This window comes from Micromonospora sp. WMMD882, from assembly GCF_027497255.1.
Classification (GTDB): Bacteria; Actinomycetota; Actinomycetes; order Mycobacteriales; family Micromonosporaceae; genus Micromonospora.
Map to the genome: position 1 here is coordinate 3,531,982 of NZ_CP114903.1, position 20,324 is coordinate 3,552,305.

At 74.8% G+C, this 20,324-nt stretch carries 16 protein-coding genes; 10 read left to right on the forward strand and 6 right to left on the reverse strand.

The window, feature by feature from the left end; genetic code table 11:
* Positions 1–185: 185 nt before the first annotated feature.
* The 6 genes from O7606_RS14635 to cydC all read left to right on the forward strand — a co-directional run bounded on the left by O7606_RS14635 (position 186) and on the right by cydC (position 7,638).
* Positions 186–581, forward strand: coding sequence for a BlaI/MecI/CopY family transcriptional regulator (locus O7606_RS14635; RefSeq protein WP_281594581.1), 396 nt, complete (start codon positions 186–188; stop codon positions 579–581).
* A 10-nt stretch (positions 582–591) separates the two neighbouring features.
* Positions 592–1,497, forward strand: a complete 906-nt coding sequence (locus tag O7606_RS14640; RefSeq protein ID WP_281594582.1) for a M56 family metallopeptidase — start codon at positions 592–594, stop codon at positions 1,495–1,497.
* A gap of 132 nt (positions 1,498–1,629) precedes the next feature.
* A complete protein-coding gene (locus O7606_RS14645; RefSeq protein WP_281594583.1) occupies positions 1,630–2,889 on the forward strand; it encodes a cytochrome ubiquinol oxidase subunit I in 1,260 nt (419 codons plus the stop codon).
* Between the two features lie 11 nt (positions 2,890–2,900).
* Positions 2,901–3,908 carry a cytochrome d ubiquinol oxidase subunit II gene (locus O7606_RS14650; RefSeq protein ID WP_281594584.1) on the forward strand — a complete coding sequence of 336 codons (1,008 nt, stop codon included), beginning with the start codon at positions 2,901–2,903 and terminating at the stop codon, positions 3,906–3,908.
* Positions 3,905–5,584 carry a thiol reductant ABC exporter subunit CydD gene (gene cydD, locus O7606_RS14655; RefSeq protein WP_281594585.1) on the forward strand — a complete coding sequence of 560 codons (1,680 nt, stop codon included), beginning with the start codon at positions 3,905–3,907 and terminating at the stop codon, positions 5,582–5,584. The genes O7606_RS14650 and cydD overlap by 4 nt, the downstream gene beginning before the upstream one ends.
* Positions 5,581–7,638, forward strand: a complete 2,058-nt coding sequence (cydC, locus tag O7606_RS14660; protein ID WP_281594586.1) for a thiol reductant ABC exporter subunit CydC — start codon at positions 5,581–5,583, stop codon at positions 7,636–7,638. Before cydD ends, cydC begins: the two co-directional genes overlap by 4 nt.
* 62 nt (positions 7,639–7,700) lie before the next feature.
* On the opposite strand, the gene O7606_RS14665 is transcribed toward cydC, so the two are convergent.
* Positions 7,701–8,042, reverse strand: a complete 342-nt coding sequence (locus O7606_RS14665) for a helix-turn-helix transcriptional regulator (RefSeq protein WP_281594587.1) — start codon at positions 8,040–8,042, stop codon at positions 7,701–7,703.
* A 117-nt stretch (positions 8,043–8,159) separates the two neighbouring features.
* Here O7606_RS14665 and O7606_RS14670 point away from each other — a divergent pair, with 117 nt between their 5' ends.
* The 3 genes from O7606_RS14670 to O7606_RS14680 all read left to right on the forward strand — a co-directional run bounded on the left by O7606_RS14670 (position 8,160) and on the right by O7606_RS14680 (position 13,190).
* A complete protein-coding gene (locus O7606_RS14670; RefSeq protein ID WP_281594588.1) occupies positions 8,160–9,110 on the forward strand; it encodes a DNA primase in 951 nt (316 codons plus the stop codon).
* Between the two features lie 55 nt (positions 9,111–9,165).
* Entirely contained in the window at positions 9,166–11,820 is a 2,655-nt protein-coding gene (locus O7606_RS14675) for a transposase (protein WP_281594589.1), read from the forward strand.
* A 149-nt stretch (positions 11,821–11,969) separates the two neighbouring features.
* The gene (locus tag O7606_RS14680; protein ID WP_281594590.1) at positions 11,970–13,190 is read left to right on the forward strand and encodes an ABC transporter substrate-binding protein; all 1,221 of its coding nucleotides are present in this window, start codon (positions 11,970–11,972) and stop codon (positions 13,188–13,190) included.
* Between the two features lie 154 nt (positions 13,191–13,344).
* Here the strand turns inward: O7606_RS14680 and O7606_RS14685 are convergent, their stop codons facing one another.
* From O7606_RS14685 to O7606_RS14700, 4 genes are all read right to left on the reverse strand, one after another.
* Positions 13,345–13,941 carry an ATP/GTP-binding protein gene (locus O7606_RS14685; protein ID WP_281594591.1) on the reverse strand — a complete coding sequence of 199 codons (597 nt, stop codon included), beginning with the start codon at positions 13,939–13,941 and terminating at the stop codon, positions 13,345–13,347.
* Position 13,942: 1 nt separating this feature from the next.
* Positions 13,943–14,320, reverse strand: a complete 378-nt coding sequence (locus O7606_RS14690) for a DUF742 domain-containing protein (protein WP_281594592.1) — start codon at positions 14,318–14,320, stop codon at positions 13,943–13,945.
* 102 nt (positions 14,321–14,422) lie between these two features.
* A complete protein-coding gene (locus O7606_RS14695) occupies positions 14,423–14,827 on the reverse strand; it encodes a roadblock/LC7 domain-containing protein (RefSeq protein WP_281594593.1) in 405 nt (134 codons plus the stop codon).
* Positions 14,824–18,411 (reverse strand): nitrate- and nitrite sensing domain-containing protein, encoded by a 3,588-nt coding sequence (locus O7606_RS14700; protein ID WP_281594594.1) that lies wholly within the window; start codon positions 18,409–18,411, stop codon positions 14,824–14,826. The genes O7606_RS14695 and O7606_RS14700 overlap by 4 nt, the downstream gene beginning before the upstream one ends.
* Before the next feature lie 215 nt (positions 18,412–18,626).
* Between O7606_RS14700 and O7606_RS14705 the strand changes: the two genes are divergently transcribed.
* On the forward strand, positions 18,627–19,208 hold the full coding sequence (locus O7606_RS14705) for an ATP-binding protein (RefSeq protein WP_281594595.1): 582 nt from the start codon (positions 18,627–18,629) through the stop codon (positions 19,206–19,208).
* A gap of 11 nt (positions 19,209–19,219) precedes the next feature.
* On the opposite strand, the gene O7606_RS14710 is transcribed toward O7606_RS14705, so the two are convergent.
* Complete coding sequence (locus O7606_RS14710) at positions 19,220–20,299, reverse strand: adenosine deaminase (RefSeq protein WP_281594596.1); 1,080 nt, start codon at positions 20,297–20,299, stop codon at positions 19,220–19,222.
* Positions 20,300–20,324 lie beyond the last annotated feature (25 nt).

A 20,324-nucleotide genomic window follows, 5' to 3' on the forward strand; every position in this document is an offset into this window, starting at 1 on the left:
AACGGCAGGTACCGGCGCTGCGGAACAGGGCCAGCCGCCGATGCTCCCGGGCCCCGTACCGCCGGACCGCGACCCCGGTCCACGCCTGCGGGGCCCTACCTCCGGGTCGAGCTCCGGGTCGGCTCTGCGGCCGGGCCCGAGGTGGTCTGCGGTGGGGGTTCTACTACGGGGGGTAGGATTTGGGGGTGACGCGGTTGGGGGAGCTTGAGCGGGCGGTGATGGACGTGCTCTGGGACGGGCCGGTCGATCGCCGGGGTGTCACCGTTCGTGAGGTGGCCGACGCGCTGGACGGGCGCGAGTTGGCGTACACGACGGTGATGACCGTGCTGGACCGGCTCGCCGGCAAGGGCATGGTGGAACGTGAGCGGGAGGGGCGGGCCTGGCGTTACCGGCCCGCGGCCAGCCGGGAGGCGCACATCGCCCAGCTCATGCTGGACGCGTTGGACCTGGGCGGCAGCCGGGACGCGGCGCTGGTCCGGTTCGCCCGTTCGGTCACCGGGACAGAGGCTGACGTGCTGCGGGCCGCCCTGAGCGCGGAGGCGGGGCGTCGGCCGGGAGCCGACGAGGGCCCGGCGCGGTAGGGGGCGGGTCGTGGCGTACGCCGTGCATTTCGCCGTCGCGGTGGTGGCCTGCTGGCTGACCGCGCAGGTCCTCAGCGTGGCCGCCTGGCCGCAGCGCAGCCCACGGGTGGCGATCCTCTGCTGGCAGGGCGTGGGCCTGGCGCTCGGTCTCTCCGCGATGGGCGTGCCGATCGCGTTGGGACTGGCCCCGTACGACCGGCCGACCGGCAGCGCGCTGCTCGCCCTCGCCGGTGACCTGGTCGGGGGCGCGCTGCCGGCGGGGCTCGGCGTCGTGCGCCTCGGCGCGGTAGGTGTCGGGTTCGGGGTCGGGGCGGTGCTGTCGACCACCACGGTCCGCAGCGTCCTCGGGACGGTGCGGGCCCAGCGCCGGCACCGGGAGCTGTTGACCCTGGTGGCCCGGGACGATCCGGCCGTGCCCGGCGCGCTGGTGCTGGACCATCCGTGCGCGGCGGCGTACTGCCTGCCCGGGATGCGCCCCCGGGTGGTGGTCAGCGCCGGCACGCTCGACCTGCTCGACCGCGCGGAGCTGGCGGCGGTGCTGGCGCACGAGCGGGCGCACGCCACCGAGCGGCACGACCTGGTGCTGCTGCCGTTCACCGCGCTGCGCCGGGCGCTGCCGTGGCTCGGTTGGGTGCGGGCCGCGCACGACCGGGTGGCGCTGCTGGTGGAGATGCGCGCCGACGACAAGGCCCGCGCCGGGCACGCCGACGCGCCGCTGGCCGGCGCGTTGCGGCGGTTCGCCGCCGCCGGCAACCGGGTCACCCCGGCCGGCGCGCTGGGGCTGGGCGACCGTGATCTCGACGTACGGGTGCAGCGGCTGCTGGTGGCCCAGCGTCCGCCCCGGCTGCTCGGGGCCGCCGCCCTCGCCGTGTCGGTCACGTTGGTCGCGCTGCCGATCTCGCTGTTCCTGAGCTGACCCGGGCTTCGACGTGTCCGGCCGGCAGCGCGCGCCCCGAACTACTACGCAATGTAGTGCGGGACTCCATGCGTAGACGTGCTACCTGTAGGCTCCCGGCTGACAGCGTCTCCCACCCCTGGAGAGTCGGCCATGGACCCTCTGCTCCTCGCCCGCCTGCAGTTCGCCACCACGACCTCGATCCACTTCCTCTTCGTCCTGGTGACGCTGGGGCTGATCACGTTGCTCGTCTACCTCCAGACCAGATGGGTGGCCACCCGGAAACCGGTGTACGAACGGCTGACCCGCTTCTGGGGCACCATCTACGTGATCAACTACGTCCTCGGCATCGCCGCCGGGGTGGTGCTGGAGTTCCAGTTCGGGCTGAACTGGAGCGGCCTGTCCAAGTACGTCGGCAACGTCTTCGGCGCGCCGCTGGCGATCGAGACGCTCACCGCGTTCTTCCTGGAGTCCACCTTCCTCGGCATGTGGATCTTCGGCTGGCACCGGCTGCGTCGGGGCGTGCACCTCGCGCTGCTCTGGGGCGTCGCGCTCACCGCGTACGTGTCGGCGTTCTGGATCATGGTGGGCAACGCCTGGCTGCAGAACCCGGTCGGGTACGAGACGCGCGACGGCATCGCCCACCTCACCGACTTCCCCGCCCTGGTGACCAACCCGGCCTTCGGCACGGCGTTCCTGCACACCGTGCTCGCCGCCCTGCTCACCGGCGGGATCCTGATGGCCTCGGTCAGCGCCTGGCACCTGATCCGGCGCGCCGCCGACGTCGAGGCGTACCGCATCTCGCTGCGGACCGGCCTGGTCACCGCCGCGCTGGCCGTCGGCCCGCTGCTGGTCGTCGGCTTCGTGCAGGTCGTCGAGATGGCCCGGCTCCAACCGACCAAGTACGGCGTGCCGGCGGAGAAGGCCGCCAAGGTCGCCGAGCTGACCGCGATCTTCGGCCCCGGCGACTACGAGGCGCCGACGGCCGCCCTGCACAGCCTGAGCTTCATGTTCATCATCGGCTTCCTGCTGGTGCTGATCCTGCTCCAGGTCGTGCTGCTCCCGAAGGACCTGCTGATCCGGCTGCGCTTCCCGCTCTGGATCATCCTGTTCGCCCTGCCGCTGCCGTTCGTGGCGTCGATCCTCGGCTGGCTCGCCCGCGAGATCGGCCGCCAACCCTTCGCCGTGTACGGGCTGCTCACCGTCGACGACGCCGTCTCGCCGGTCGGCGGCGGGGTGATGCTCGCCAGCTTCCTCGGCTTCACCCTGCTGCTCGGCGCCCTCGCCGTCACCAACTGGGTCCTGATCGCCCGGCACGCCACCCGGGGCGCGCACGACGACCTGGCCCTCGGTCGCCCGCCCGAGCAGCCGGAACCCGCCACCGACGACCGCCCCGAACCCGTCTTCGTCTGAAGGAGCCGACCGTGGAACTCGCCTGGTACGTCCTGCTCGGCGCCTTCTTCGCCGCCTACCTGGTCCTCGGCGGCTACGACTACGGCGTCGGCCTGCTGCTCGCCCGCCCCGCCGACCCGGCCGCCCGACGCGGGCTGCTCACCGCCGTCGGCCCGTTCTTCCTCGGCAACGAGGTGTGGCTGATCGCCGCCGTCGGCCTCCTCTTCGGCGCGTTCCCGCTGCTGGAGGGGGAACTGCTCGCCGGGCTCTACCCGGCCTTCGCCGGGGCGCTCGCCGGCGTGGTCCTGGTCACCGCCGGCGTGCAGCTGCGCAGCCGGCCCACCGGCGCACGCGCCCGGGCCACCTGGGACGGGGTGATCGTGGCCGGCTCCGCGCTGGCCGCGTCGGGCTGGGGCGCGGTGCTCGCCGGGATGCTCCAGGGCGTGCCGCTGAACGCCGACGGCCGGGTGATCGGCACCGGTCACCTGTTCACCCCGTTCGCCGCCCTCGCCGCGCTCACCACGGTGGCCCTGGTCGCCGTGCACGGCGCGATGTTCCTGGCGCTACGGCTGCCCGTGGCGGCGGCCGGGCCGGTCGCCGCGCTGGGTCGCCGGCTGGTGCCGGTCGCCCTGGTCGCGACGCTGGCCACCACCGTCGTCGGGCTGCTCTCCGACCGGGTACGCGACGCCGCGCAGCAGCCGTACGTCGCGCTCGCGCTGCCCGTACTGCTGGGGGTGGCCCTGGGGGTGGCCCTGGTCGCGTCGGCCCGGCGGCGGCCCGGCCTGGCCTTCGCGGCGACCAGCGCCGCCCTGGCCCTGCCGGTCTTCCTGGTCGGCGCGACCCTCTGGCCGTACGCGCTGCACTCCACCCTGGACCCGGCGGCCAGCCTGACCGTCGCCGACGCGGCGGCCAGCGGGCCGACGCTGCGCCTGCTGGGTTGGCTGACAGCGCCCCTGCTGCCGGCCCTACTAGGCTTCCAGGTGATGCTGTGGTGGGTCTTCCGGGGCCGGACCGGCGGACGGGCACCGGTGTACTGGTGAACCGTCGCCCGTTCGACCCGCGTCTGCTGCGCCGGGTCCCCGCGGTCCGGCGGCACTTCGCCGTGCTCGGCGGGCTCGGCGTGCTCACCGCGCTCCTGGTCGTCACCCAGGCCACCGCGCTGGCCGTGCTCCTGGCGACCGCCTTCGACGGGCGGCTGCACCGGGCGGCGCTCGCCGGCCTCGTCGCGGCGGTCGCCGCGCGGGCGGCGGTGGGCTGGGCCCAGGGCACGGTGGCGGCGCGGGCGGCGGCGACCGTCAAGGCCACCCTCCGCGCCGACCTGCTCGGCGCGGTCGGCCGGCACGGGCCGGGCTGGGTGGCCGGGCAGCGGGCCGGTCAGCTCGCCACCCTGACCGGGCGCGGGCTGGACGCCCTGGACGCCTACTTCACCGGCTACCTGCCGCAGCTCGTGCTGAGCGTCACCGTGCCGGTGGCCGTGCTGGCCCGGCTGCTCCTCGCCGACTGGAGCTCGGCGCTGATCGTCGCGCTGACGCTGCCGCTGATCCCCGTCTTCGGGGCGCTGCTCGGCTGGCAGGCCCGGGCCGCCACCGAACGCCAGTGGCGTCGGCTCGCCCACCTCGGCGGGCACTTCCTCGACATGGTCGCCGGGCTGGCCACGCTGCGCGCCTTCGGCCGGTCCCGGGCCCAGGTGGAGGTGGTCCGGCGGATGGCCGACGGGCACCGGGTCGCCACCATGCGTACGCTGCGCGTCGCCTTTCTCTCCGGGCTGGTGCTGGAGCTGGTCGCCACGCTCTCGGTCGCGCTGGTCGCCGTGCCGGTGGGCGTCCGGCTGCTCGGCGGCGGGCTCACCCTGACCACCGCCCTGCTGGTGCTGCTGCTCACCCCGGAGGCGTACCTGCCGCTGCGGGCCGCCGGGGCCCGGTTCCACGCCAGCATGGAAGGGCTCACCGCCCTCGACGACGCCTTCACCGTCCTCGACACGCCGGCCGCTCCCCCGGCGTCCGTCCCCGCGCCCCGCGCCACGCCGGCGGTCTTCCGGAACGAGATCAGGTTCGAGTCGGTGACGGTGGCGTACGACCGGACCACCGCGCTCCGGGACGTCACGTTGACCGTCCGACCCGGCGAGCGGATCGCCGTGATCGGGCCGAGCGGCGCCGGCAAGAGCACCCTGCTCGGTCTGCTGCTGGGCTTCGTCACCCCGACCAGCGGCCGGGTCACCGTGGACGGCGTCGACCTGAACACCGTCGACCTGGACGACTGGCGGCGGCAGCTCGCCTGGGTGCCGCAACGGGCCCACCTGTTCGCCGCCACCCTCGCCGACAACATCCGCCTCGGCGCGCCCCGGGCCACCCCGGAGGCGCTCGCCGACGCGGTCCGGGACGCCGCGCTGACCGACGTGGTGACCGCCCTGCCCGACGGGCTGGAGACCACGCTGGGCGAGCGCGGGCACGGGCTCTCCAGCGGCCAGCGGCAGCGGGTGGCGCTGGCCCGGGCGTTCCTCCGGGACGCCCCGGTCGTCCTGCTCGACGAGCCCACCGCCCGGCTGGACACCGCCGCCGAGACCACCGTGCTGGACGCGACCCGACGGCTCGTCGCCGGCCGTACCGCCCTGCTGGTGGCGCACCGGCCGGCGCTGCTGGCCGACGCCGACCGGATCCTGCGGGTGGTCGACGGTCGGGTCACCGAGCTGACCCGCGCCGGGGAGGCCGTCGGATGAGCGGCCGGCCGGGCGGACGGACCGGGGTCGTCGCCGACGACCGGGGACGGTCCGGGGCAGCCGACGACCGGGGACGGTCCGGGGGTGGGTCCCGCCGGTTGGCCGCCGAGCGGATCGTGCTGCGGCTGGCCCGGCCGTACCTGGGCTGGCTTCTCGGGGCGGGCCTGCTCGCCACCGCCACGGAGCTCGCCGCGCTGGCGCTGATGGCCACCGCGACCTGGCTGCTGATGAGCGCCGCCGACCGGCCACCCCTGGACCGGTTGACCGTGGCGATCGTCGCGGTCCGGGCGCTGGCGATCGGCCGGGGCGTGCTGCGCTACACCGAACGGCTCGCCGGGCACGACGCGGTGCTGCGGATCGTCACCGACGTCCGGACCCGGGCCTACGCCGCCCTGGCCGCCCGCCGACCCGACGATGCCGGCGCTGGCCCCGACCCGGAGACCATCCGTCGGCCGGACGACGCCGTTTCCCGGGCGCGGGCCGCCCACCCGCCAGGCGACGCTGGCCCCCGGCGGGACGGTGGCGTTCCGGGGGACGGTGGCGGGCGGTCCGGGGACGCGCTCAGCCGACTCGTGTCGGATGTCGAGACGGTGCAGGACCTGCTGCTGCGGGTCCTCGTGCCGGGGGCGGCGGCGGTAGCGGTGAGCGTGCTGGCGGTGGGCGGCGCGGCCCTGGTCGCGCCGGCCACCGCCGCCGTGCTCGCGGTGGGGCTGCTGGTCGCCGGGGTCGGGCTGCCGCTGCTCGCCGCCACCCTCACCGGCCGGAGCGCCGCCCAGGTGGCGCCGCTGCGCGGCGCGCTCGCCGCGGACGCCATCGACCTCACCCACGGGGCCGCCGACCTGGCCGCCTTCGGGGCCACCGGGACAGCGCTGCGGGCCGCGACCGACCGGGCGGACCAACTCGCCCGGCTGGAACGCCGACTCGCCGCGACCGGTTTCGCGGTGGACGCGCTCGGCGTGCTGGTCGCCGGGCTCACCAGCGCGGCGGTGGTGACGGTCGCGCTCCGGACGGACGTGCCCGGGGTCATGGTCGGGGTGCTCGCGGTCGGCACGCTCGCCGCCGTCGAGGCGACACTGGCCCTGGTCGGGGCGGCCCGGCAGTGGAGCACGCTACGGGTCGGGCTGGCCCGGATCGCCGAGCTGCTCGCCGCCCCCGTCGAGCCGCCCTCCGGCGAGGGCCTGCCGGTCGGCGTCGCCGCCGGACGCCACGTACGCCTGGACGGGGTGGTCGTGCGTTACCGGGCGGGCGGGCCCGCCGCCCTGGACGGGGTGGACCTGGACCTGCCCGCCGGCCGACGGGTGGCCGTGGTGGGTCCGAGCGGCGCGGGCAAGAGCACCCTGGCCGGCGTGCTCGCCGGCGCGGTCACCCCGCGCCACGGACGGGTGACGGTGGACGGGACGGAGCTGTCCGCGTACCGGGCGGAGGAGCTGCCCCGGGCGGTCGGCGGGCTGTTCGCCGAGGCGTACGTCTTCCACGCCACGGTCCGGGAGAACCTCCGCCTCGGCCGGAGCCGGGCCGACACCGCAAGCCGGACCGGCGCCGGCCGGATCGACGCTCCGGGCAGGGCCGATGCTCCGGGCAGGGCCGACGACCTGGCAGGGGAGGCGGACGCCGACCTGGTGGCGGCCGCCTCGGCGGCCGGGCTGCTCGACTGGGTGCTCGCCCAGCCGCAGCGGTGGGACACCGTGGTCGGCGAGGACGGCGGGCAGCTCTCCGGCGGGCAGCGGCAGCGGCTGGCGCTGGCCCGGGCGTTGCTGGCCACGCCGGGGCTGCTGGTGCTGGACGAGCCGACCGAGGGGCTCGACCCGACCGCCGCCGACACGGTGCTCGCCTCGGTCCTCGCCGCGGTGCCCGCCGACCGGTCGGTGCTGCTGATCAGCCACCGGCTCAGCGGCCTCGCCGAGCTGGACGAGATCGTCGTGCTGGACGCCGGCCGGGTGGTTCAACGGGGTCGGCACGACGAGCTGGTGGCGACCCCCGGCTGGTACCGCGACCAGTGGCTGCGTCAGGCGGTGGCCGAGCGGGGCTACCTGGCGCTGACCCCACGGACCTGAGCCGGGCCCACGACCACCGGCGGTACGGCCCGGGCCCGGCGCCGGCTCAGGCGGGGCGGGGCTCAGGCGGTCGCCGGGGGCGGGGCGTCGGGGCCGAGGAACCGGCCGACCGTGGAGCTGAACTCCCGCCAGCCGACCCGTTCGCCGGCCAGCGCCCGCCGGCCCGCGTCGGTCAGCTCGTACGTCCGTCGTTCCCGCCCGTTGACGGTGTGCCAGGAACTCGCGACGTGACCGGCGCGTTCCAGCCGGCGCAGCGCCGGGTAGGTCGTCCCGGTGGGCAGGTCCAGGGTGCCGCCGCTGCGGACCCGGAGCGCCTCGATGATCGCGTACCCGTGCAGCGCCCCGTCCTCCAGCACCGCCAGGAGCAGCGCGTCGAGGTGTCCGTGCAGCGTCTGGCCCTTCACACCGGACCACGCTAACGACTGGCGACGGTCTCGCCAACGGGGTGCGGGCACCGGTGTTGGCCGATGGCCCACTAGGGTATGTGCGCAGAGTCACCCGACGGCACGGACTTCCGCCGGGTGGGCAGCCCGAAGCACACGGAGGTCAGCGTGGCCCGCCAGTCGTCCCAACGGCCCGACGCCGACGAGCCCCGGCTCGACGAGCCGACCACACCGCCCGAGGCGGACGAGGTCGCCGACACCACCGCCCAGAGCGCCGACCGGTCGCTCTGGGAGAAGCTACGCATCGACCCGGTGGAGATCGCGCTGCCGTCCGGGACCGGTTACACGCTGCGGGCGTACCGTCCGGCGCGCGAGCTCACCCCGACCGACGTCACCGAGCGGGACGCCGACGACCCGTTCCTGGCCCGGGGCCGGGAGGTGCCCGACGAGGAGGACGACGACGAGACCGTGGTCATCCTCGACGAGGAGCTCGCCGAGGAGTTCGCCGAGGCGGACAAGGACGAGAAGGCCGACGGCAAGGCCGCGTCCGACGCCGACTCCGCCGACGAGGGCGCGGAGGAGGACGAGGAGGACGAGGACAACGAGGAGGTGCCGGCCTTCCTCACCCACAAGGGTCGCCTGCTGCTGTTCCGGACCCCGGAGGCGTTGGTCAGCTTCGTCCGTTCCGGGGCCCCCCACGACCTGTCCCAACTGGACGGGTGGAATGAATTGTCCGAACGGGTGGAACCGGCCGACATCGCCCCCCTCGACGAGGACACCTACGAGCTCGACCTGGTCGTGGAGAACCTGCGTGGCGGGCACGACACCTGGGATCCGACGCTGCTGATCGAGGCCGGCGAGGTCGCCCGGGACCTCGCGTACGCGCTGCGCCTGCCCTCGGTGCTGGACATGCTCTCCGCGGGCTCCAGCCTTGACGACCTGGACGAGGCGCTGCGGGCCAGCGTCGGCGGCGGGGTCGGCGGCTTCATGGGTCGACGCCGGCTCAAGAAGATCGGCGCGCAGACCGCGAGTTTGGGTTGGCGGACCATTGTCGGCAAGATCTCTGCTGCCGTGGACTGGCGCGACTGAGCGACAGCGGGGAGCATCAGTCTCTGGCACAGAAACCCGGGAGGAGGACGACGCCGTGGCGCTCGTGCGCGTGTACTGCGGTCTTGCCTCGGCAGACTCAGCGGACCGACCGGCTTCGGCCGGTTCGACGCTGACGTCCGCTGTGGTCGACGACGCAGGCCGGCTGCTCCACGTCTGCGAGATCGGCGACGATCCGGCCGGCTACGCCCGACTGGTCGCGCTGCTCGTGGAGCGCTCCGGCGGGCCGAGCGGAGTGGCGATCGCCGCCGACAGCGACGACCACACGGTCACGTCGCTGCTGAGCGCCGCGGGCCGGCCGTTGGCCATCGCCGACGACGACGCGGTCGACGACTTCGCCGAGCGGTTCGCCGACGACGACTCCCTGGAGGAGATGCAGTCCCCACCGGCGGAGCGCCGGGCCGTCGGCCTGGCCCGGGCGTTGCAGGCCGGGGCGCTCTCCGCGGTCAGCCTGCCGGCGCCGCGGGACCTGGCCGGCTACAAGCAGGTCCTGTCCGCGCACGCCGCGCTCGCCAGCGGCCGGCACTCGGCCGCGGTGGCGCTGCGTGAGGTGCTGCGTGAGCTCTACCCGGCCGCGTTGCGCGCCTACCCCGACCCGGCCGAGCCGGTCGCGTTGGCCGTGCTCGACGCGCTGCCGGAGCCCGGCATGCTGGGCGGCACCATCGCCCGGGGCCGGGACGTCTCGGTCGCGGCGGACGCCATCGCCGCGCATCTCGCCGCCGACGGCGTCGCCGACGCCGAGTCGATCAACGAGGCGGTCACCGCGTTGCGGGTGGCCATCGCCGAGACGCCCCGCCGCGCCGCGGTCAGCCGGGCGCTCACCTCCGCCGTGGCGGAGACGGTGCGCCAGGCGGTCGCCTCGGTCCGTGCCTGCGACGCCGGCTGTGACGCCCTGGTCGGCGCGCTCAGCGCCCGGGTCAGCGCCCCGTCGCCGGCCCCCGGCCGTCGGGCCGCCGCCCGCCGGGGCGAGCCGGTGGCCGACCTCGCCGGCGCCGGCGTTCCCGCCCTGCGCGCGGTCACCCCGGGTGACCCGCAGCCGACGCCCTCGGGCGGCCGGCGCAGCCGACCGGAGCCGGTCTCCGGCGGTGGACTGCCCACCCCGCCCCGGCCGCTCGGCCCGCCCCCGGTGGCGCCGGCTCCGGTGGCCCCGCCGCCGACCGCGCCGATCCCGGTCGCTCCGGCCGCCTCGATCAACCCGGCCGCCTCGGTCAACCCTCTGGAGCGCCGCGAGCCCGCCGGCCCGCCCCGCCGGGGGGACACCACCAACCTGCCGCGCCGCGACGACACCGCCGGCCTGCCCGGCCGGGGGGACACCGCCGGCCTGCCGCGCCGGGACGAGGTGACGCCGGCCAACCGGCCGGTGTCCGCTCCTCCTCCGCCGCCACCGGGGATCACCCCGATCCCGCCGGCGCAGCGGGGCCCCCACTCACCGGCCGAGGCGGGCGAGCCGTTCCGGCCGACGCTGACCACCGCCGCGATCAACAACGCCCGGGCCGAGCGGCAGCGGACGGTCATCCCGCCGCGCCCGAAGACCACCCCGGACTCGCCGACCGGTGGCTTCGCCGTCACCGACCTGAGCGTCCCGGTGCCGGCCCCCCGGCCCGAGCAGCAGGACGCTCCGCCGCCCGGCTCCCGGGCGAACTGGCCGCTGGTCAACAACCCGGAGGACCCGGCCGACAGCTCGCCCCGCAACCCGGTCGCGCGCTCCGCGCAGGAGCGGCCCGACCGGCAGGTCGACGCGCCGACCGACCCGGGTCGCGCCGACCGGGTCACGCCGCCCTGGCTGGCCGACGACCTGCCGCCGGAGCCTCCGGTGCTGCGCCTGGTGGAGCCGCCGCCGGCCGGCAGGTCCACCCGGATCGCCCCCCAGTCGACGGGTCGGGACGCCACCGAGCCGGCCGCCCTTGCCGGGTCCGGTCCGGCCCCCCGGGGCGGCGAGTCGCCCGCCGAGCGCACCACCTTCATCCCGCCGATCGACCGCGCGTCGCGCGCCGGCCGCGACGCCGGCTCGCGGGACGTCCTCAACCCCTCCACCGACCCCCGGTTGGAGACCCCGCCGCTGCGGCTGGTCGACCGCCCGGAGCCGGCCCGTCCGGAGCGGCCGGCCGAGCAGCACCGTCGGCCCGAACGGCCCGCCGAGCAGTACCACCGTCCCGAGCGACCCGCCGCCGAGCAGCACCGTCGGCCCGAGCGACCCGCCGCCGAGCAGCACCGCCCGGAACGGCCCGCCGCCGAGCAGCGGCGACCGCCGGTGTCCGACGAGGGCGACGGTGACCTGCTGATCTTCGCTCAGGCGAAGTCCGCCTGGTTCGTCGGGCACACCGAGGAAGCCGAGGTCGACTGGTCCAGCCTGGCGGACACCGGTTGGCAGGCGGCCGAGCAGGCGGCCCGCCCGGTGATGGGCGACGCCACGCCCGCCGGGCTGCCGCGCCGGGTGCCGCAGGCCAACCTGGTCCCCGGCTCCCCCCTGCGCGAGGAACGCCCGCTGCGGATCGTCCGGGACGCTGCCAGCCTCGCCGAGAACACCACCGGCTACTTCCGGGGCTGGCGTCGGGGACAGGAGATCGGCGGTTTCGCGGTGGGCGGACGACCGGGCCGGGAGGCCGCCGGCGGCTGGGACTTCAGCCGCGACACCGGTGACCGCGACGACGACCGGGAGTACGAGTACCGCTCCGCCGGCTACCGCTCCTGACCGCCCGCGTGCTCCGTCCTGAGTGGATCAAAGGGCCGCTGACCTGCGTGTTCCTGACCACATGAGTTGACGCTGGTCAGGGACGGCCGGCAGCATTCCCGCGGAACACCCGGCGGCGGGCGCCGCCGGGAGGCGTGGGAGGGCGACTCATGGCGACACCGGCATCCGACCCGTCCCGGCTGACCCGCCGGGGGGTGCTCACCGCCGCGGCGAGCACCCTGCTGCTGGCAGCCTGCGGCCGGGACGGGCAGCCGGACGACGAGGCCCCCCGCGCCGGTGACGGCCCGCACGAGATCGTGATCGGGGCGAGCCTCGAACTGACCGGTCGCGGGGCCGCCCTCGGGGTGCTCCAGGAGCGGGCGCTGCGCATCGCCCAGGACTCCCTCAGCGCCGACGGCGTGCCGGTGGGGAACCTGCGCCGCAGCGTCCGGCTGGAGATCCAGGACAACGGCAGCGACCCGGGGCAGGCCGCCCGGCAGGCCGCCGCGCTGGCCGGGTCGGACGCGGTGCACGTGCTGGTGGGCGGGGCGCTCACCGAGGTCTCCATGGCCATGGTGGCGGTCGCCCAGGAGCGCCGGATCCCGTTCATCTCCCTCGCGCCGGGTGACGGCATCGTCTCCCCCGCCACCGACCGCACCTACGTCTACAAGCTGACGCCGGACGCCACCGACGTGGCGTGGCGGCTGAGCCGGCTCATCGAGGCGCAGGAGGCCCGACGGGTCGTCCTGCTGGCCGAGTCCGGGCTGCACGGTGACTCGGGCGTACGGGCCGTTCCGGAGGCCCTCCGCGCCGGCGACGTCGAACTGCTCCGCACGGTACGGCTGCCGGACACCGGGCAGAGCCTCGGCCGGGCCGCCCGACGGGCGGTGGCCGGCGACCCGGACGGGGTGGTCGTCTGGGGCACCGCGCCGAACTCGGGCGCCGCCGCGCGGGCCCTGCGGCAGGCCGGCCACCGGGGGCTGATCTTCTTCGACTCCGGCGCGGTGGTGGAGGACACCCTGGCCGGACGGAACGCCGAGGCGGTCGAGGGCGCGTTCGCGGTGCACCCGATCAGCCTGGCCGGGTCCACCCTGACCAACACCACCACGGCCGCGCTGGCCCGCCGGGACTTCGTGTTCCGCTACATCCAGCGGCACGGCGGGTTCAGCGGTTTCGCCCCGTACGCGGCCGACGCGTTGCGGCTGGTGGTCGACGCCGCCCGGTTCGCCGGCAGCGTCGACCGTGGCCGGCTGCGAGCGTACCTGCAGAGCCAGGTGACCGAGGGCATCGCCGGCTCGTACGCGTTCACGCCGATCCGGCACGGCGGCATGGAGCGGGACTCGCTCGGTGAGTACACGGTCAACCGGGGAAGCTGGGTCCGGATCTCCTGACCGGTCGGCGGACGTCGCCCCACCCGGCGACCACGGCCGACGCGCCGCCGACCGCGCGGTCAGCGGCGGGCCGGGTGACGGTGGACGGCCACCGACGACACACCGCCCGGGTCGCCGGCAGAGCGCGCCGGGCCGGGCGGTGGGACGGTGGCCGTCAGGCCGGTGCGACCGCCCGGGAGCGGCGCATGGTCAGCACGTACTCGACCAACGAGATCAGCACGTGCTTGGTCGACTCCCGGTGTCGGGCGTCGCAGGCCACCACCGGCACCTCCGGGGAGATCGCCAGCGCGTCCCGGACGTCCTGCGGGTCGTGGTACTGCATCCCGTCGAAGCAGTTGATCGCGATCAGGTACGGCAGCCGGCGGTGCTCGAAGAAGTCGATGGCCGCGAAGCAGTCGGCCAGTCGGCGGGTGTCGACCAGCACCACCGCGCCGATCGCGCCCCGGACCAGCTCGTCCCACATGAACCAGAACCGCGTCTGACCCGGCGTACCGAAGAGGTACAGGATCAGGTCCCGGTCGATCGAGATACGACCGAAGTCCATCGCCACGGTGGTCGTCGTCTTGCCCGGCACCTGCCGGGTGTCGTCGACGCCCACACCCGCCGAGGTCATGATGGCCTCGGTGGTCAGTGGCGTGATCTCCGAAACCGAGCCGACCAGCGTCGTCTTGCCAACGCCGAAACCACCGGCGATAACGATCTTCGCCGATGTCACGCGCCCGCTCGACGGAGTCGGCGACCGGTGCGACATGTCAGAGCCTGCGAAGTCCACTCAGCACCCTCTCCAGCAGTTCAGTGCCCACCGCGTCATCGGAGTCGTCCAGGATGGTCGGCTCGTGCACCGCGACCAGGCCGTCCGTAGCCATGTCGGCAATGAGCACCCGGGCCACCCCGAGTGGCAGTTGCATCCGCGCCGCGATCTCGGCCAGCGACTGCAACCGTCCGTCACACAGCGAGGCGATGTACTGGTGCTCCCGGCCCTGGCCGCCGTTTCCGTTGGCGGCCGTCCGACCACGCACCGTCGTCTCGACGAGCGCCTCCAGGGCGATGTCGAGCCGGGGACGGGTACGCCCGCGGGTGACGGCGTATGGACGGACCAGCGCGCCGGTCGGCTCGTCACGATCAGCCATGTCGCCGCTCACCTCCTTCTGCGTACCCGCCACCGGCTCGCCCCGGTGGAACCTGTCGACTCTCGTGTTGTTGCCCCGCCGACCCTACGGCCAGCGTCCGTCTCAACCCAGCATTCCCGCGGCGGCTCGCGGCTGCGGGGTCAGGGCGTCGCCGACCCGGTCGACCAGCAGCGCCATCTCGTACCCGACCTGCCCCACGTCGCTGCTGCGCGCGGCGAGCACCGCGAACGACGAGCCGTCCGAGATGGACATCAGGAACAGGAAGCCGTTGTCCATCTCGACGACGGTCTGCAGCACGGCGCCACCCTCGAAGCACCGGGCCGCCCCCTGGGTGAGGCTGACCAGCCCGGACGCGATCGCCGCCAACTGGTCGGCGCGGTCGCGCGGCAGGTCCCGGGACGCCGCGAGCAGCAGGCCGTCCGCGGAGACGGCGACCGCGTGCGCGACACCGGGCACCCGGTCGGCGAAGTTGGCCAGCAGCCAACCGAGATCCTGCGTAGTTGTCATCCTTCTTGCTCCTTCTGCCCGCTCGCGGCCCTGGGGCCTGAGCCAGACTGCGAGGACTGCCGTCCCGGAGTCCCCTCCGAGCCGGACGAGTGACCGTCCGCGGGGTTGCTACGGCCACGTTGCACGCCCCGATGGTATGCCGAGAGCAGTCCGCGTACCGCCTCCGGCGTCCGCCGGTGCACCGCCGTGGTCGGCTTCTCCACCCCACCGGGCACGAGCTGTGCCATCGGCACCCGCTTGGGCAGGCCGGTCTGGGTGGTCTCCACCACGGGCACCTCGCTGGCGGCGCTGGCCGCGCGCCAGCCGTCGTCCGCCGCGGTCTGCCAGGGCGAGCCGGTCGGGTGCGGGTCCCGTCGACCGGCGACGCTCTCCGCGTACGCGGGGCGGGCGCTCCCGTTGGTCGTCGCGCCGTTGTCACGCGGCATGCCGCCGGTGTTCGTTGCCATCGGTGCGTTACCTGTCGTCCCTGCTGTGCTCGGTACGGCCGCACGGGCGGGGTCGACCGCGGCGAACTGCTGCGTCTGGGCGGTGTCCAGGCTCCCCGAGGGGGCGCCGGCGCCGCCGGCCGTCTCGTCGTTGACCGGTCGCCGGGTACGGAACCAGGCGGATTCGAGCTCCCGGAAGATCGGCAGCTCCATCGTCTCGTCCGCGTACCGCTGCGGCCCCTGGGCCGTCGGCGCGGCCGGGGCGGCCGACGTCGGCGGGGCGACGGGCGGTGGGTCGCTCGCCGACCGGGGAATCCGGGGCAGTTCGGTGGTCATGTCCAGGGCGGCGGCGAGCCGCTCGGGCACCGGCGGGGTGGAGGTCTCCCGTTCCGCGCCGGCCACCGGGGGCCAGGCCGGCGGGACCGGCGTGGCCGGCGGCGGTCCGGTCGGCCGGGCCGGCGGCGGGCCGAACGAGGCCGGCGGAGCCGAGACCGGCGGGCCGGAGACGGGCCGACCCTGCGCCGGCGGACCGGACACCGGCGGGGCCGGCGGGCCGAACTGGGCCGGCGGAGCCGAGACCGGCGGGGCCGGCGGGCCGGACACCGGCAGCGGGGTCTGGCGGGTCCACGCCTCCGGGCTGGTCGGGGTCTGTCGGGGGATCACCGGCTGCTGGCCGGTGTCGACCGACTCGTCCTCCGTCGCCCGACGTTGGGGCAGCGGGTCGACCTGCTGCCCGTTCGACGGACGCGGCGTGAAGGCGTCGGCCGACCCACCGGGCGGGCCCGCCGTGAAGGCGTCGCCCGCTCCGCTGGCCGACCGCGCCGGGAAGGCGTCACCCAGGCCACCGGACGGACGCGGCGTGAAGGCGTCGCCCGGCCCGCTGGCCGACCGCGCCGGGAAGGCGTCACCCAGCCCACCGGACGGACGTGACGTGCCGGCGTCAGCGCCGTTCGCGCCGGCGCCGGTCAGGTCGGACCAGGCGGGCAGCGGACGGGCGGAGCCCGGCGAGCCGTTGCGGGACGCCGGCTCGAACGGCCGGCCGCCCAGGGTGACCTGGTTACCGCCGCTGCGGTCCGCCGGCGACGCCGGGCCGCTGGGCAGCGCGGGCAGGGCGCCGACGGCGGGGGCCGGCGACGCGGAGGTGGGCAGCGCCGACGGCCCGGACAGCCGACCGGAGAGGGCGCGGGGCACCAGGACCGAGGTTGGCAGGGTGACGTCAGCGACGGTGCCGCGCTCCGTGCCGGGTCGCAGCTCGACCTTGACGCCGTGCCGGGAGGCCAGCCGGGCGACCACGACCAGGCCCATCATCCGGGAGACGGCGACGTCGACCTGGGGTGGCGTGGCGAGCCGGTCGTTGAGGTCGGCGAGCTGGTCGACGCTGATGCCGATGCCCCGGTCCTCCACGTACAGCGAGGCACGGTCACCGACCCGCCGGGCCTCCACCATCACCTGGGAGTCCGGCGGAGAGAAGGCGGTGGCGTTGTCGAACAGCTCGGCGACCAGGTGCACCAGGTCGTTGACCGCGTGCGCGGCGACCTCGAGGTCCCGGTCGATCACGCCGAACTCGATCCGGGTGTAGTGCTCGACCTCGGACTGCGCGGCGCGCAGCACGTCGATCAGGGCGGCCGGCTCCCGCTGGACGCGGGTGGAGTCCGCGCCGGCCAGGACCAGCAGGTTCTCGTCGTTACGGCGCATCCGGGTGGCCAGGTGGTCGAGCTGGAACAGCTCGGCCAGCCGGTCCGGGTCCTCCTCGCCGCGTTCGAGCCGGTCGAGGTGGCCGATCAGCCGGTCGACCAGGATCTGCGACCGGCGGGCCAGGTTGACGAACATGGTCGCCACGGACGCGCGGAGCGCGGCCTGCTCGGCCGCCGTTCGGACGGCCTCCAGGTGGACCGCGTTGAACGCCTCGGTCACCTGACCGAACTCGTCCCGGCTGCGCACCGGCAGCGGCTCGGCGATCTGGTTGGCCAACTGGATCGGGGTGAGCTGGCCGGTGACCTTGGGGTCACGCAACCGGGACACCGCCTGGGGCAGGCCGTGCTCGGCGATGGAGAGCGCGCCGTGCCGCAGGTCACGCAGGGAGCGGGCCATCGACCGGGCGACCAGGTAGGCGAAGAAGATCGCCAGCAGCAGCATGCTGAGCAGCAGACCGGTCTCCAGGAACACCCGGCGTTGCACGTCGGAGCGGAGCTGGCCGGCCAGGCCGACCACGTCGCCGTCGAGGCGCTCCTCGACGGTACGGATCAGCTTGGCGTTGGCGACCGTGGCCGCGTCCCACTCGTTCGCGCCGAACGGCGCGCCGGCCATGCTCTCGCTGCTGTTGCCGTTGATCCAGCCGAGGTAGTTCTCCAGTTGGCGCTGGTCGGAGCCGGCGACGGTCTGCTGGTAGAGCTCGGACTCGGTCTGGTTGGCGACCGACTGGAAGCTCTGCAACGCCTGCTGCTGGCCGGTGCCGGTGGCGATGTAGTCGGTGCGCAGCACCGGGGTCATCGAGCCCTGGATCAGCGCCCGGTGCACCACGACCCGGCGTACGGAGAGGAACTCCTTGGCCCGGGCGGTGGCCGCGGCGGCCCGCATCCGCTCGCTCAGGTCGGTGTTGCCGGCGAGCTGGCTGGCCGAGTCGCGGACGTCCAGCAGGTCGTTGATCAGACCCTCGTAGGAACGGGCCGCGTCGGTCAGCGGGAGCCGGCTGTTGAACACCTGGCTGCGGGTGCCGGGCAGGTCGGCCAGGCTCTGGTCGATCCGGTCGAGCACCTTGTCGAAGTTCGCCGGGAGGTCGTCCAGGCTGCCCCGCTGGGAGAGGTACGGCCCGCGTGCCGCGTCGACCCGCTTGTGCACCTCGGTGTACGCCTTGTTGTACTGCTCCCGGGTCTGGTTGTTGGCCCCGAGCAGCAGCACCGCGGCGGCCCGCTCGTCCTGGAGGCTGTCGACCAGCGCGCCGGAGTGGTCGGTGAGGTTCGCCAGGTCACCGGCCCGGTTGGCGTTACCCAGGGTGTCCATGCCGTCGACGAGACCGGTGGTGCCCACGACCACCGTGGCGATCGTCGGCATGATCATGATGAGGCCGAGCTTCGACCAGATCGGCATGTCACGGAGTCGACCGGCTGGCCGACGCAACCGCGACACGAAGGAGCCCGCCGTCTTCGGTCGCCTACTCACGTCACCGCCCTCGCCGTCTCCGGATCCGCTACGTTGCGCTGGGCAACGCGCAGCGGCCGACCCCTCGGGTCGGACCTCCGAGATTCCATCACGCCGCCCCTCAAAGAGAAAGCCCAGGTTGTCCCTCACCCAGCGTATGGTGAGATGTTCTGGCTATTTGCTCGCACCCCGTCCAGCCGGAGTCACTCACAGTAATGAGGCATCCTCACCGCGTTGTGCTGCTCGCCGGCCCGTCGGGTTCCGGAAAGTCCTACGTCGCGCGCCGGACCGGACTTCCCGTCCTCTGTCTCGACGACTTCTACAAGGACGGCGACGACCCTACGTTGCCACGCCGGCACGGACGGGTCGACTGGGACTCCCCGGAAGCCTGGGATGCCGGGTTCGCCGTGGAAACCATTGCTCGCCTGGCTCGTGACGGCAAGGCCGAAGTGCCGGTTTATGCGATCGGCGAAGACCGAAGAGTGTCCTTCCGGACGTTCGACCTGGCCGGATCGGCACTCTTCGTCGCCGAAGGGATTTTCGCTGCCGAGATCGTCGCCGAGTGCCGTGAGCTGGGCCTCCTTGCCGGCGCGTACGCGCTGCGCCGGCCGCGCGGGGCGACCTTCGTCCGTCGGCTGGCCCGTGACCTGGCCGAGCAGCGCAAGGCCCCGAAGGTGCTGGTGCGGCGCGGCCTGACCCTGCTGCGCGACGAGCCGACGGTGCTGCGGCGGCAGGTCGGCCTGGGCGCGGAGGCCGTGCGGGCCCGCACGGCGCTGCGCCGGGTGGCCGACCTGCTCACCGGCCACCCGCCCCGTTGATCCCGGCCCGGTCAGGACAGCAGCTTCGCGTACGCCGGCTTGATCACGTCGTCGATGATCCGCAGCCGCTCGTCGAACGGGATGAAGGCGCTCTTCATCGCGTTGACGGTGAACCACTGGAGCTCCGCCCAGCCGTAACCGAACGCCTCCACCAGCAGGGCCATCTCCCGGGACATCGAGGTGCCGCTCATCAACCGGTTGTCGGTGTTCACCGTCACCCGGAAACGCAGCTCACGCAGCAGCCCGATCGGATGCTCGGCGATCGACGGGGCGGCCCCGGTCTGCACGTTGGACGACGGGCACAGCTCCAGCGGGATCCGCTTGTCCCGCACGTACGCGGCCAGCCGGCCGAGCAGCGGCCGGTCGTCGCCGAGGACGATGTCGTCGACGATCCGCACCCCGTGGCCGAGCCGGTCCGCCCCGCACCACTGGATCGCCTGCCAGATCGACGGCAGCCCGAACGCCTCGCCCGCGTGGATGGTGAAGTGGAAGTTCTCCCGCTGGAGGTACTCGAACGCGTCCAGGTGCCGGGTGGGCGGGAAGCCCGCCTCCGCGCCGGCGATGTCGAAGCCGACCACGCCCGCGTCCCGGTGCCGGACGGCCAGCTCGGCGATCTCCTGCGAGCGCGCGGCGTGCCGCATCGCGGTCAGCAGGGTGCCGATCCGGATCGGCCGGCCGGCCTGCGCGGCCTGCTCGGCGCCCTCGGCGAACCCGGCGAGCACCGCCTCCACCACCTCGTCCAGGGTGAGGTCCTGCTCCAGGTGCTGCTCGGGGGCGAACCGCACCTCGGCGTAGACCACCCCGTCGGCGGCCAGGTCGAGGGCGCACTCCCGGGCCACCCGGGCCAGCGCCGGGGCGGTCTGCATGACCGCCACGGTGTGCGCGAACGTCTCCAGGTAGCGTTCCAGCGACCCGGAGTTCGCCGCCTCCACGAACCAGCGGCCGAGCGCCTCCGGATCGGTGGTGGGCAGCTCGTGCCCCACCTCGGCGGCCAGCTCGACCACCGTCGCCGGCCGCAGTCCCCCGTCGAGGTGGTCGTGCAGCAGCGCCTTCGGGACCTTGACGATGTCCTCGTACGAGATTGCGACCATGCTCAGACATTAGTCAGCCGGACCA